Source organism: Thermovirga lienii (assembly GCF_036847465.1).
GTDB lineage: Bacteria > Synergistota > Synergistia > Synergistales > Thermovirgaceae > Thermovirga > Thermovirga lienii.
In genome coordinates, this window is the sequence record NZ_DAITZW010000041.1 from 1 (window position 1) to 12,955 (window position 12,955).

Sequence of the window (12,955 nt, forward strand, 5' to 3'; positions counted from 1 at the left end):
TTCGCCCATCGATCTTGTAACCTTCGTCGTGGAGAAACTTAGCCAAGTTGCTAGACATCAAGTTATAAACAAATCCTTGCAATATATGAAGGTTAACCCTTGGAAGCCTAATCTCTCCACCTTGAAGAGAGTTAAGATTTAGCAGTATCTTCAATTAGGCACCCCCGCTTTTGCGTAAAAATTAAAAAACGGACCGTAAGGGTTACAAAAAAACTCTATGTATATATTTTACATGAAAATTTAAATACCACAACAAACTAATGGGCTTTCGCGTTGTCAAAAAAATTCTTCACCGTTACACTAATCTAAAAAGATATGCAAACACCAAAAGGAGAGCCTTGCCATGGGAAAACCCTATTATCAGATGACTGTCCAAGAAGTTCTGGATGCTTTGAAAACCTCTGAAAACGGCCTGACGAATGATGAGGCTGAACGAAGGCTTAAAGAATATGGTCCAAACGAAATTACCGAAGATGCAGCTGTATCAAAGTGGATGATCTTCCTTTCCCAATTTAAGGATCTGCTTGTAATAGTTTTGATCGTCGCAGGTTTCATATCCCTTGCCATTGGAAGTGTAAGGGACGGCGCCATAATGTTCATCATAGTGATAATAAACGCACTAATAGGCTTTTTCCAGGAATACAAGGCCAACAAAGTTTTGGCTCGCCTAAAGGAACTCATAACATCACCAGCAAAGGTGAAAAGAAACGGCGAACTCACAGAAATCCCCCAATCCAAGCTGGTGCCAGGGGATATAGTCTACATAGAAGCAGGGGATAAAGTCCCCGCGGACTTAAGGATCATCGAAGCATTCAATCTTCGAACAAACGAATTTTCATTGACTGGTGAGTCAGTGTCTCAAGAAAAGAACAACAAGGCTATAATGCACGATTGCATCTTGGCAGACCGGGAAAACATGGCCTATATGGGAACAACAGTAGCAAGCGGTTCCGCATACGGCGTGGTGGTTGCTACAGGCATGAAAACCGAAATGGGCAAAATCGCAGGAATGACACAGGCTACAACAACTACCCAATCCCCGCTCCAAATAGAACTCGGTATTTTGGCAAAGTGGCTTACTGGCATCGTAATCATAATAAGCATAGGTCTTTTCGGTGTAGCTCTATGGCAGGGTTTGGGGCTTTTCATGAGCATGGTTTACGCTCTTGGGATAGCAGTGGCTGCAGTCCCTCAGGCCCTTCCCGCCCAAGTAACAGTAGCATTGGCCTCCACCAGTAAGCGCCTGGCTGAAAAAAAGGCTGTGGTCAAAAACCTCCCGTCTGTGGAAACATTGGGCTCCACCACCGTAATATGCACCGATAAAACAGGAACCCTGACGAAAAACGAGATGACGGTAACCAAGCTATGGTTCGATGATGCTGAATATCAGGTAACAGGTATAGGGTATGAGCCAAAGGGCGAGATCCTTGACGAAAAAGGGACTCCCATATCAGAGGAGAAAATAAAAGAACTAGAAATAATGCTTGATGCAGCGACCATGGCATCTAACGCTGAGATACATCCGCCAGACGACCAGCACAGCGGATGGTATCCCATTGGCGACCCAACTGAGGCCGCCTTAATTACCCTTTCAATGAAGGCAGGGACAAGAAGCCCAAAAGAAGACGAAGAAAACCCGGAACTTCACGAGTTTCCTTTCGACTCGGAACGCAAGCGGATGAGCTCCGTAAGGAAGTTCGGAGACCGCCTACAGCTAGCTATGAAAGGCGCCACTGACAGCGTACTCTCCGTAGCAAAATATATTTACCGCGACGGCAGAATCTTACCCTTGACAGAGGAGGACAAAGAAAAAATACAAAAACTCAATGAAACATGGTCGAAACGAGCCCTTCGCGTTCTTGCCATAGCGTTTAGGCCTCTTGAGGCAAACGGCCAGGACTATGTACTGGAAGAAACTGAAAAAGATGTGGTCTTTTTGGGGCTTGTAGGAATGATAGACCCTCCCAAAGAAGGAGTTAAGGAGGCCGTTGCAAGCTGTCACCAGGCAAAAATAAGAATAATAGTCATGACAGGAGACCATGCAATTACGGCTCAGGCAATAGGGAAAGAAATTGGTCTATCCGAAGAGGGTGCCCCTCCTACCTACACTGGCGCCCAAATGGAAAAAATGAGTGACTCCGAACTTACGGATATTCTCATGTCACATAAGTCCATAATTTTTTCTCGCGTAGCTCCCGAAGACAAGCTTCGCATAGTTATGCTATTGGAAGCTCAAGATGAGGTTGTAGCTGTAACTGGAGATGGAGTTAACGATGCCCCTGCGCTGAAACGAGCAGCAATAGGCGTTGCTATGGGCCAAAAGGGAACGGACGTGGCAAAGGAAGCAGCGGAGCTGGTACTGCTAGATGACAGCTTCCCCACCCTGGTAGAAGCTGTCAAGGAAGGACGAACGATCTACAAGAACCTCAGAAAAACCGTCCTTGCCTCTATGACAACGAACATGGCCGAATTGATGGTGGTCCTCCTCGGTTTGGCAGGCATAGCCATGAAAAACTGGGCTATACCTATCCTCGCCATTCAGATTTTGGCCATAGACTTGCTGGCAGAAGTCTTGCCCTTGACTTGCCTTACTTTTGATCCTCCAGATGAGAACATAATGAAAATGCCTCCAAGGGATCGCAAAGAACACATAATGAACTTCAAAAACTCGGTGGAAGTGATGTTTTTGGGAGGACTAATAGGAACACTGGCTTTCCTCAATTTCGTTATGTTCATGAAGCGCCAAGGGATAATCCTGACCCCAGAGATGATGGAAAATCCATTATTTGCAAGAGCAACGGCCATTACGTACCTGACCATCGCCTATTGTCAATTTGTTAATATCCTTTCTCGCAGAGATGATGAAAAAAGCCTTTTCAACAAGGCCTTTTTCTCCAATAAAATCCTTTTGGGCTCAATAGTGTGGTCCATTACAATGGTGTTTATTGGAATCTATACGCCCTACGTAAGCGATTTCCTCCGCTTTGAGGGACCCCAGATCTCTGACTGGATTTTCATCCTTGGAGCATCCGGCATTTACCTTGCCGTTTATGAGACCATGAAATTATTCAGGAGATTGAGAATGGCAAAAGCGTAAAGCAAATATTTTGAGCACAATGCCAAAAATAAAGACCTAACTCTATTTTTTGCCTATTTGTCCCAAATTGTTAATTTGTCAGTGCCCCACCAATAAAGAGATGCCTGCCCTCCACAGACAACGTATACGATATTGACAATAACGAAAAATCATAGTATTTATTTTTTGGGATTCAGCGTTGGATACGAATTAGTGAAATGGAGGGCAATGTATGAACAGCAAATTTTCTGCAGAGGAAATGGCTTATTACAAGATAATCGACCTTCTTCTTTCGAAAAACTATGCTCCTGGCGATCGTTTAGTTGAAACAGAACTCGCAGAAATGATAGGCGTAAGTCGCACTCCTATCCGCAACGCCCTTCGAAAATTGATAGCCGAAGGCCTTCTGGTCACCGGCAAAAACAAAGGGTGCTACATCCCCCACCTCAATGCCAAAGACATGAAAGAAGTCTTTGATGCAAGGATTTTCCTAGAGGGCAAAGCTGCTTTTGAGGCTGCTTACCATCGAACACAAAAAGACATAGAAAATCTTTCAAGGATCATTGAAGAAGAAAAAGAGTATTACAGAACCGGTGATGTAGCAAACTACACTGAGGCAAACAAAAACCTCCACCTAACCATCTCGGCACTAGCCAGAAATGCTTACATCGACAAGTTCGTAAGGCAGACCTTTTGGCGATCCGAACTTTATATATTCTACTTCGACCGCTTCTATGCTCCTGATTTATCCGAAATAATCCTCAGAGACCCTCACAAATCCAAAAGCTGCATAGAACACGAAAAAATAGTCAAGGCAATAATCGAGCAAGACCCATCGGGAGCAGAGATCGCCATGAAGGCACATCTAAAAAGTACCTATGAGTACCTTTCTCCACGCTTCCTTTTACATGGCCCCTCAAAAGGAGTTCAACCCGAACATAAAAACATTTATACGGGAAAGGAAGGTGATGCCTCTTTTTAAAAATGTTGCCGGTTCCAAATCAGTCTTCAGAAAAACTACTGTTGCAGAGAGAAAGGAGAGAATTCATTTATGGAACATTATGGTTTTTTGTCTTTGCTTCCGCCTATCATCGCTGTTTTGCTGGCTGTTAGGTACAGGAACGTAATTGTCGCCTTATTTTCGGGTGTTCTGATAGGCGCCCTTGTCTTAGCCAACTGGAACCCTATTGCGGCCTTGAGCATGACGATAAAAGACTACATATTCAAGCAGGCCTCCGGTGGTTACAACTCAAGTTTGTTGGTCATGTAGGAAGGTGGATTAATAATGGCACAGATTTTGATTCTTGGAGCCGGTCGAGTTGCGCGGCCCTGCGTCCAGTATCTTTTAAGAAACACTGAACACTCGGTAACTGTAGTGGACATAGACGAAAACAACCTAAAAAGGGCTACGGGTGGGCATCCCCGAAGCCAAATCATTGTAGGGGATGCAGCCAATGAGACAGAGCGCTTTATTGAGCAAGTAAAACCCCACATCGTCATAAACCTTTTGCCGGCTCAATTCATGCCGCCTGTGGCTAAAAAGTGTGTAGAATTCGGCATAAACTACGTGGATCCCTCGTACATAAAGGATGAAATGCGCTCCCTTGATGCTGCGGCCAAAGAAAAGGGTATCTTGATCCTGTGCGAACTGGGACTTGACCCTGGCATCGACCACATGTCGGCAGCAAAGACCATCAAAGAAATACACGAGAAAGGAGGCCTTGTGGACTCCTTCTGGTCATGTTGTGGCGCCCTGCCCTCCCTGTGCGACAACAACAACCCCCTGGGATACAAGCTCTCATGGTCGCCGGAGGCACTGATAGGGGCCAGCAAGAGAACCGCAAGGTTCTTAAGGAATGGAGAAGTAGTTGTATTGCCTGATGGTGAAACCTACAAACATCCCAGCCTGGTGGATGTAGAAGGCCTTGGCTGTTTCGAAGAATACGCAAATGCCGACTCCATACCCTACATCGAACTGTACGGTATTAAGGAGGCAAAACATGTATACCGAGGCACCTTCCGCTACCCAGGTTGGTGCGAACTTATAGCAAAAATGAACGACCTGGGTCTTTTTGAGACCACGGAAATGGACCTAAAAGAACTCACTTACAGAGATTTCATGGCCAAGATACTGAACACCGGCAAAGCGAACGTGGAAGAAAAGCTTTGCTCCGCCCTAGGAAGGGAAGCCTTCTCTTCCGTTTTCCTGAAACTCAAATGGCTTGGCTTGCTTTCAGAGGAGAAAATCCCCTTCGAAACGGGCTCACCTCGCAGTGTGGTAGCGTCACTGTTCCACAAAAGATTAGTATTCTCAAAAGGAGAAAAGGACCTAGTGCTCATGGAACATCGCTATGTTGCAAGCTTCCCCAAAGAAAACACCAAAAAACTCATAACGTCCACCCTGATCTGCACTGGTTCGGTAGACGAGGATACGGCAATCGCCAAGACCACTGGCATACCTCCGGCAATAGGGGCCATGTTGATCTTACAAGGCAAAATCAAAGCCACGGGGGTGCACGCTCCAGTGCTACCTGAGATATACGAACCTTCCCTCAAGCTGCTTGAAAAAGAGGGAATAACCTTCACTGAAAAAGAGACAACAATATAGAAATAAAAGGAAAACTGAAAAACGGGAGCCAACACAGCTGCTCCCGTTTTCTTCATTACATTTAACCTAATTCACGCAAATTGGGGATTTGATTCTTGTAATTGACCTGTTACATCCTTAATGTTACCTTTTAACAAATTTCGTTGTGCTGGAGGCACCCCCATGAGACCAACACCTCTACACCCCATTAAAACAAGAGGGAAAACTTTAGGGGCACCTAAGCCTCTTGTATGCATCTCGTTAATAGATAGCCAAGAACCAATAATTTGCGAAGAAACAAAAAGAACAATTCAACTTGCCCCAGACATAATAGAACTGCGGGTAGATGCTTGGGACTTCATTGAAGACGTTGAAACTTCCTTATCTGTGATTAAAGAAGTGCGAAAGATTGCAAAGGACGTTCCCATAATACTCACATGCAGAGGACATTGGGAGGGAGGCTTCAAGGAAGTCTCAGATGAGGCCAAGTTCTCCCTATACGAAAAGGCAGTAAAGCTCAAATTAGTAGACTACATAGACATAGAGCTTGCCTACGGCGAAGAGAAGATCCAAAAGGCAAAGGAACTCCTGAAAGGCACTTCAACCTACCTCATTGTATCCTTCCATGACTTCGAAAAAACCCCTCCTGAAGAGGAACTATACTCCATAATGGCCTCTGAGATAAAGGCCGGAGCTCATGTAGCCAAACTAGCGGTCATGCCCAAAAAAGAAGAAGATGTTCTTGCACTTCTAGCCGCAACCTTGTCCACAAGGAGAGATTTTCCAGAGGTACCACTGATAACCATGTCGATGGGCGAACTAGGCAGCTTGAGCCGTGTAATAGGCGGAAAGTTCGGATCAGACCTTACCTTCGCCGTCGGAAACAAAGAATCCGCTCCAGGCCAAATACCGGTGACTAAACTCAAACAGTGCCTAGATGCACTGTTTTAAACAACATTTCGTTATCCAACTTTACTTTATGCTTTCCCAGTGCTGGCAGTAGATGTGTCAACAAACCCTATTGCCAGCATTTGTCTTGCCGTAAGCACCCAGTGAAAAATATCTATAAAAGTCAATAAATATCAGGCTCTCTGCACACTTTTACCGCTGAATACGCACCTCATTTGAAAACATTAATTCACTTTGTATGGTAAAAGTCATTGCTATAAGCTGCCACAAATGGTATATTTTTTATGTTATAGGTGTTTTTCTCAGCAGCTTGTTGAACCAAAGAAAAACCTGGGAGGCATCGAAACCTTGGGGCAAAAAATCACCCTCAAAAAGAAAACCCCTTCGGACGGTAACGCGATGGATTTCTTACCGCAAAAGGCTTAAGAAAACCAATGCAAGCCTTGAATACGTGACCCACTCTATCTTGAAGTTTTTGAAAAGCGAAACCATGGATGAACTTGCCGATGTGTTTGCTGTCGCTCTGCGCAAATTAGGACACAAGAATTTTTATCTAGAGCTAGAGGAATTCCCTAGCCAAGACACCAACGCATATTGCCCCGGGACCGAAACTAACAGGACATGTTTCCCTATAAGCTGCGAGGGTACGAATTGGGGGTTCTTGAAGTTTAAAGGTTCTCTTCCAAAGTCAGACCAAGAAGTCATAAACCTTTTGTGCAGCTATTTTGCCGCATCACGCACCAAACTATGGCAAAAAGAGGCTATAGAGAGAAAAAGCAGGATGGGCCAAATAATTTTCGACATAGTCTGCAACGCAGCGAAAGAAAAGGGCATCCATGATATCTGCAGGAAAGTAGTCCAGGAAATGTCACGGAATACATCACTTCCCTGGATTGACATCTGGGAAGTGATAGATGAAAAAACGGGAAAAACTCGCCTAGTCTACAAGTCAGGAGATGCCTCCCGCGAAGTCATTGCTAAGGTAGAATCAGGCAAGGGCCTTGTTGGAAAAGCCGTAAGGGAAAAAAGAACTCTTTACTTCCCGGACGTCACTAAGTGCCCAGAAAACATACAGCTAAGCACCGAATCTAGGTCAGAGCTTGACGTACCTATAATCTTCGATGAAGGGGTCTTGGGCGTTTTAAGTATTGGAAGTCCAAAAATAAATGGCTTTAAAGATGAAGAGATAGAGCTAATAGAGATCCTGGCAATGCACCTTGGGGTTTTGTGGGCACACCAAAATCTGCTGAACCAAGCGGAACTGGAAGCCCTCAAAGATCCGCTGACAGGCTTATGGAACAGAAAATTCTTCTCCGATAGGCTACAGGAGGAGCTTTCCCGCTGCAAACGATACAATACTACATTCTCATTGGTCATAATGGACCTTGCAGGATTCAAACACTTAAACGACACCCTTGGTCACCTGGAAGGAGACAACATATTGATAGAATTTTCCAAATTCATGGAACAACGCATAAGGCGCTCCGACATTCTCGCCCGATATGGAGGGGACGAATTCATAGCCATTCTCCCTGACACAAACAAAACAGAGGCTTTGAAACTCTCATTCAGGCTGAAGCGCGAAGTAAAAGAAGCTTTCCAGGAAGAGCTTGAAATACCGCTAGATGTGGATTTCGGGGTTGCCCTTTCCCAGAAGATTCATCAGATGGCCACAAACTTATAAATACTGCTGACGAAAGACTCTACGACGCAAAAAGAAAAGCCAAGCTGTTGAAAAAAGAAGCCCTTACTCCTTCGGTGCAAAGGATATTATCATAAGAACGGCCAATATAATTATTCCTCCTGCAATCAACGTGTGATAGGTGATGGTGTCCCCTGCGATGAGCCACCCTAGGAAAACTGCTCCCACAGGTGTCACGTATGCGTATGTGGCCACCTTGGAGGGCCTGCAGACTTTCATCAACGTCATGTAACACACGAATCCAACTAAAGACCCGAAAACCACCAGGTAAGCCCATGAAAGAACCGAGACCATGCTTACCTTTGAAAGTTCAAAGGTAGCCCATTCGCCCACGAAGAAAGAAGCCAAAAACATGAGGGCTCCACCCGCAAGCATTTGGGCTGCTACCGAAAGAAGAGGAGAAGAGGGTGTTTGGCTGTACCTAGAATACAAGGAGCCCGTCGCCCAAGAAATGGATGCAGCCAGCACTATTACGATCCCCTTGAGGTTGTACCCTTCTCCTCCAATGTGCCTTGTAAAGACTATCAAAAGAGCCACTCCCAAAAAGCCAAGAACCACGCCTACCATTTCTATGACTCCAGGCTTGCCTCCGCCAAAAAGCAACCAGTTGAGCAGAACTATCCAAAGAGGGACGGTGGCTATCAAAAGGGCCGCAAGGCTGGAGGATATGTATTTTTCACCCCAGACTACGCTGCCGTTACCCAGCCATATTACTAGCCCTCCTGTAATCAATGCACTCTTCCAATGTTTTAAGGAGATCCTTTCATTCTTGTTTTTTATGCGGGCAAACCCATACAAAATTGCCCCCGCCACCAAAAACCTTAGGCCCGAGGAAAGATATGGAGGAATGGTTTTGACCATGTAATATATGGCCAAATAAGTAGTGCTCCAGGTAGTATAGAGGCCTGCAAACATAAGAACTATAAGCCAATTGGGGAAACGCCTTTCTGGATTTACTTCGCTCATCAGACTAACCCTTCTTCATATGGTTAACAACTTTTCGCCCTTTTTTATCACTTCAGTCAAGGGGCCTCCCCAGTAAATGACTTCCACTCCAAGATTCTCCAGAACCTCCGTTACCCCTAGCTGATCGGCACATGCCTTGCATGCTGCCACGTGAACCCCTGCCTTTTGGGCTTCCTTAAGTTTTCTCTGAACCTTTGCATCATGACCGGCCAATTGGGCTGCTGCTCCCCACACAACCAAGGTCACCTTATCCCACCACTTCTTTTTGAGAGAATTGATGGCGTACATGAAAACCATCTTTTCCGCCGTTACAGGATCCCCGCTAGTCCACAGTATATATAGATGTCCGTTTCCCAAGTTCCTTCCCCCTCCTTAACATGGGTAATATTTCATCAAACTCCGCTATTGTATATAATTTTATCATTTGGAGATTGCATTTCATAGCTAAAAATGAAGGAGCGGAGGGCTAAACATCCTCCGCACGAATAAAGCTCAATCGGCAAGATAGAGGATATACTAAGAGCAAAGACTATTGAAAAAAATTTTCATCCAAGGAGGTAAAACCATGATAAAAATTTTCTTGGCGGGTGCATCTGGAAACGTTGGCAAATCGATAATAAGAGCCATACAAACCACGGAAAAGGACAGCTTTAGTCTGGTTGGAGGTTGGTGCAAGGAGCAAGATGAGGACCTTGGAATTCTAGCGGGAGTAGGGCCTTTAGGAATTAAGGTGTCAGAAAGCTTAGAAGAAGGACTTGTAAACTCAAAACCTGACATGGTAATTGATTTCACATCCACCGTAATCCTAGAAGATAACATGAAGCTTTACCTAAAACACGGACTTGATGCCGTTATAGGAACTACAGGGCTTACAGAAGAGCAGCTTGAACCGTACAAAAACGAAGTAGTCAAAAAGGGCCTTCGCTGGGCAGTGATCCCAAACTACGGGCTTGGGATATATCTTGTCACAAAGTTCATAAAGGAGGCAAGAAAATTTTTCCCCTTTGTATCCATAATTGACAAGCACACTAACAAGATGGCCAACGCCCCAAGCGGAACAGCTGCAGCCCTTGCAAAGGCTGCATCAGAAGGAAAAATGGGTGAAATAGAGAGCAAAGAAACCTACCCTGGAGTATTGGGCGGAAAGATAGAGGGTGTCCAGGTGTTATCCCAAAGACTCCCATGGCCCGGCCCCTATTCAGGACATGAGATAACCCTCGCTAGAAAGGACGAGATAATAAAGATCTCCGTGGAAGACTACACAAGCGACATCTATATGGACGGCGTTTTCCTGACCGCAAGAAGAATAAAAGAATCCCCCAGGGGAGTTTTCTACAGAAGCCTGGAGGAAGTTATGGAGAAATAATAAGGAAAAGGATCTACCACAGGCGCATCATATGTGCCTGTGGTAGATCAAATCCGTTACCCTTCTTCCCTTGTAATTCACGTACCGAATCCCCGCAAGGCTGTACTTTTGCTTGATCCTGAATGCCAAAGATGCGAAGTTGGGTGTTGGAGATATGACTGTCTCTCCAAACAAATCTTCTATTCCTTGGGCCTTTAGGTCCCTTATCAACCTTGCGTACAAAGAAGATCCTATTCCCTTCCCCGTCAAGTTTGCGTGTATCGCAGTCTTGCCCACCAACGCAAAGTTTTTAGTTTTAGATTCATGGTCAAAGTCGGGATCCCAGACTATTTCCTCCAACCAAAGAGGGTCGACTTCCAACAGCTTCTCTTTTGGGTAGGCCATGAGAAAGCCCACAACGGCGTCATTTTTCTTTGCAACGTAAAAATGATCTAGCTCTTGAGCTGCCTTGGCGAACATTTCCTTGTAGTAATCTGGGTCAGAAAGGTAGTCATCGATCAGAAAGCCCTTATAAGGATCCTTCAGGGCCGTACCCACAGAGCAAGCAACCCTATAAATCTGCTCCACATCTTCAACTTTAGCTTTATGTACAGTTATTTGTTCCTTTTGCGGTATTTTCCTGTCGTCTAAAAGAGGCTTTTTCCTTGTTTTTTTAGACGTTAAGACAACATTTTCCAACATCTGTTTATCCCTCCTCGTTGTTTCAAAGAACAAAGATACCTGTGGTGTGAAACACCACATATCGGCTGGATCGAATACAAATAGTTGCCCTAGGACCACATCACAGTGAGGGAATAAACCCTCTTCCCACGCTTACGAGGTTAGCTGACGGGTTCGGGCCGAAAGAGGCTAGCCCTACCCACTTACGTGGGATTCACCCCTGAAGATTGGGTCCCCCGTTTCCCTTCAGGGAATTCAGCGTGTTGGTTGCCTGACTATCTTCCAGCGCGTGGGTCATACATTAGCGGACAAGTGAGTACAATAGGCAAGTGTATTATAATAGATGCGGGATCCGAACGCAAGATCTACGCTCCCTTTGCATCTAGACACAGTTTGTAGGGCTTGAAGTACCCCGAATATATTTCCCTTATAATCCAACTGACCATTCCTGGAAGGCGCCCTGCGAAGAAAACTGCCCTTCCTGCCTCCTTTACAAATCCCATATCCAAAAGAAGGGCACCAGATACCCCGTCTATATTTCCGTTTATACCTTTCAGGTTGCGCAGAGCGCGTTCCATCTCCAGGAACATCTCCAAAAAAGTGGTATTGGGAAGATTCTTCCCCAACCTTACTAAAGGTTCCACCCTAGGATCCTTAGTGTGATAGCGATGACCGAATCCGGGGATCTTCCTTCGTTCTGCGAGAATCTCCATGACCACTTCGGAGGGCTTCCTGCCTGATTGGTTTATTTCCTCAAAAAAACCCATGGCCTTTTCTATGGCGCCTGCGTGATGCTCTCCGAAGGCCATCATCCCCGCTGCCAAGGCACAGTGAACCCCCGAACCGGTAGAGGCCACCAACCTTGCGGCCTGAGTGCTCGGCGGAGTGCTGCCGTGGTCCGCCATGGCACAGAGTATGGCATTGAACACTCTAACTTCAACAGGCTGAGGAGCCCTACCCTGAATCATCCTGAACCAAAGTTCCGCAGGAGAAGCCCTCTCTATCCAACTTGTTATGTCCTCGCCATCCAATACAAGCCTATTGGGAGCAACATAAGTAGGCTCTGAAGACCTCACCACCATTCCCCATCCCTCCCAAGGTGTTCGATGTGATTGTGGTTTCTTTCGTTTGAAACGGCGGCATGTTTAGCCTTGGAGGGCTTTTGCACTTTCTTCAATTTGAGCTCCAATACCCATTCTTCTCCTATAACGTTCCTTAATACCTTCTCCATACAAAATCCCTCCCTAAGTCAATTTTTGCCGCCCACCTTTGGGAAAAGGCAGCAAGGTTATTGTTGGTGCGTACCATATATTTTGCAAAATATGTATTGGTACGGACCAATGCTTGTGTCGCACATTATACTCTTTCACATCCAAGATGTCAAGTTTTGCACAAATTTGTGTTTGGCAATCCAAGAATTCCAACATCTCGCAACATTGGAGAGACCTCAAAAACTGAGGCCGAAATTCGAGCATTGACAAAACATCAATTGGACACTAGCGGGGCAATTTCATGAAATTGGTGTAGCTTTAGTAGTCACACAAGACGGAGAAAAGACATGTAAGAGCCTTAAGGGGCTTGGAGACTGGAAAGGAAAAACATTTTGGGTATCTATTCGAAAAAACACCGAAAATCATAGATAAGTCAAAGCATAGGAGTGTTTCCATTCCGTATCGGTTCGATTGAATC

General features: G+C 45.4%; 12 protein-coding genes and 1 riboswitch. Of the genes, 7 read left to right on the top strand and 5 right to left on the bottom strand.

The genetic code is table 11. The annotated features are described in order from the left end of the window. Positions 1-343: 343 nt before the first annotated feature. From V7Z69_RS08680 to V7Z69_RS08705, 6 genes are all read left to right on the top strand, one after another. Complete coding sequence (locus V7Z69_RS08680; protein ID WP_334139622.1) at positions 344-3,097, top strand: cation-translocating P-type ATPase; 2,754 nt, start codon at positions 344-346, stop codon at positions 3,095-3,097. A gap of 211 nt (positions 3,098-3,308) precedes the next feature. Next, entirely contained in the window at positions 3,309-4,058 is a 750-nt protein-coding gene (locus V7Z69_RS08685; RefSeq protein WP_334139623.1) for a GntR family transcriptional regulator, read from the top strand. Between the two features lie 69 nt (positions 4,059-4,127). Next, positions 4,128-4,346 carry a hypothetical protein gene (locus V7Z69_RS08690; protein WP_014162421.1) on the top strand — a complete coding sequence of 73 codons (219 nt, stop codon included), beginning with the start codon at positions 4,128-4,130 and terminating at the stop codon, positions 4,344-4,346. 15 nt (positions 4,347-4,361) lie between these two features. Beyond that, positions 4,362-5,684, top strand: coding sequence for a saccharopine dehydrogenase C-terminal domain-containing protein (locus V7Z69_RS08695; protein WP_334139624.1), 1,323 nt, complete (start codon positions 4,362-4,364; stop codon positions 5,682-5,684). 162 nt (positions 5,685-5,846) lie between these two features. Next, positions 5,847-6,614, top strand: coding sequence for a type I 3-dehydroquinate dehydratase (gene aroD / locus V7Z69_RS08700; RefSeq protein WP_334139625.1), 768 nt, complete (start codon positions 5,847-5,849; stop codon positions 6,612-6,614). Between the two features lie 271 nt (positions 6,615-6,885). Continuing rightward, positions 6,886-8,256, top strand: a complete 1,371-nt coding sequence (locus V7Z69_RS08705; RefSeq protein WP_334139626.1) for a sensor domain-containing diguanylate cyclase — start codon at positions 6,886-6,888, stop codon at positions 8,254-8,256. Positions 8,257-8,319: 63 nt separating this feature from the next. On the opposite strand, the gene V7Z69_RS08710 is transcribed toward V7Z69_RS08705, so the two are convergent. Both V7Z69_RS08710 and V7Z69_RS08715 read right to left on the bottom strand, forming a co-directional pair. Beyond that, on the bottom strand, positions 8,320-9,240 hold the full coding sequence (locus V7Z69_RS08710) for an EamA family transporter (RefSeq protein WP_334139627.1): 921 nt from the start codon (positions 9,238-9,240) through the stop codon (positions 8,320-8,322). Positions 9,241-9,255: 15 nt separating this feature from the next. Then, positions 9,256-9,597: a DsrE family protein gene (locus V7Z69_RS08715; protein WP_334139628.1), complete on the bottom strand. Its 342-nt coding sequence runs from the start codon at positions 9,595-9,597 to the stop codon at positions 9,256-9,258. A gap of 208 nt (positions 9,598-9,805) precedes the next feature. Between V7Z69_RS08715 and dapB the strand changes: the two genes are divergently transcribed. Further along, positions 9,806-10,606: a 4-hydroxy-tetrahydrodipicolinate reductase gene (dapB, locus tag V7Z69_RS08720; protein ID WP_334139629.1), complete on the top strand. Its 801-nt coding sequence runs from the start codon at positions 9,806-9,808 to the stop codon at positions 10,604-10,606. A gap of 27 nt (positions 10,607-10,633) precedes the next feature. On the opposite strand, the gene V7Z69_RS08725 is transcribed toward dapB, so the two are convergent. The 3 genes from V7Z69_RS08725 to V7Z69_RS08735 form a co-directional block, all read right to left on the bottom strand. Continuing rightward, entirely contained in the window at positions 10,634-11,287 is a 654-nt protein-coding gene (locus V7Z69_RS08725) for a GNAT family N-acetyltransferase (RefSeq protein ID WP_334139630.1), read from the bottom strand. A gap of 113 nt (positions 11,288-11,400) precedes the next feature. After that, a riboswitch (cyclic di-AMP (ydaO/yuaA leader) is annotated at positions 11,401-11,537 on the bottom strand. Positions 11,538-11,631: 94 nt separating this feature from the next. After that, positions 11,632-12,348 (bottom strand): citrate/2-methylcitrate synthase, encoded by a 717-nt coding sequence (locus V7Z69_RS08730; RefSeq protein ID WP_334139631.1) that lies wholly within the window; start codon positions 12,346-12,348, stop codon positions 11,632-11,634. Beyond that, positions 12,339-12,497: a hypothetical protein gene (locus tag V7Z69_RS08735; RefSeq protein ID WP_014162412.1), complete on the bottom strand. Its 159-nt coding sequence runs from the start codon at positions 12,495-12,497 to the stop codon at positions 12,339-12,341. Before V7Z69_RS08735 ends, V7Z69_RS08730 begins: the two co-directional genes overlap by 10 nt. Positions 12,498-12,955 lie beyond the last annotated feature (458 nt).

Excerpts from the sequence above, each read along its gene's own strand:
- V7Z69_RS08680 (WP_334139622.1), top strand. The coding sequence starts at position 344 with ATGGGAAAACCCTATTATCAGATGACTGTCCAAGAAGTTCTGGATGCT.
- V7Z69_RS08685 (WP_334139623.1), top strand. The coding sequence starts at position 3,309 with ATGAACAGCAAATTTTCTGCAGAGGAAATGGCTTATTACAAGATAATC.
- V7Z69_RS08690 (WP_014162421.1), top strand. The coding sequence starts at position 4,128 with ATGGAACATTATGGTTTTTTGTCTTTGCTTCCGCCTATCATCGCTGTT.
- V7Z69_RS08695 (WP_334139624.1), top strand. The coding sequence starts at position 4,362 with ATGGCACAGATTTTGATTCTTGGAGCCGGTCGAGTTGCGCGGCCCTGC.
- aroD (WP_334139625.1), top strand. The coding sequence starts at position 5,847 with ATGAGACCAACACCTCTACACCCCATTAAAACAAGAGGGAAAACTTTA.
- V7Z69_RS08710 (WP_334139627.1), bottom strand. The coding sequence starts at position 9,240 with ATGAGCGAAGTAAATCCAGAAAGGCGTTTCCCCAATTGGCTTATAGTT.
- dapB (WP_334139629.1), top strand. The coding sequence starts at position 9,806 with ATGATAAAAATTTTCTTGGCGGGTGCATCTGGAAACGTTGGCAAATCG.
- V7Z69_RS08725 (WP_334139630.1), bottom strand. The coding sequence starts at position 11,287 with ATGTTGGAAAATGTTGTCTTAACGTCTAAAAAAACAAGGAAAAAGCCT.
- V7Z69_RS08730 (WP_334139631.1), bottom strand. The coding sequence starts at position 12,348 with ATGGTGGTGAGGTCTTCAGAGCCTACTTATGTTGCTCCCAATAGGCTT.
- V7Z69_RS08735 (WP_014162412.1), bottom strand. The coding sequence starts at position 12,497 with ATGGAGAAGGTATTAAGGAACGTTATAGGAGAAGAATGGGTATTGGAG.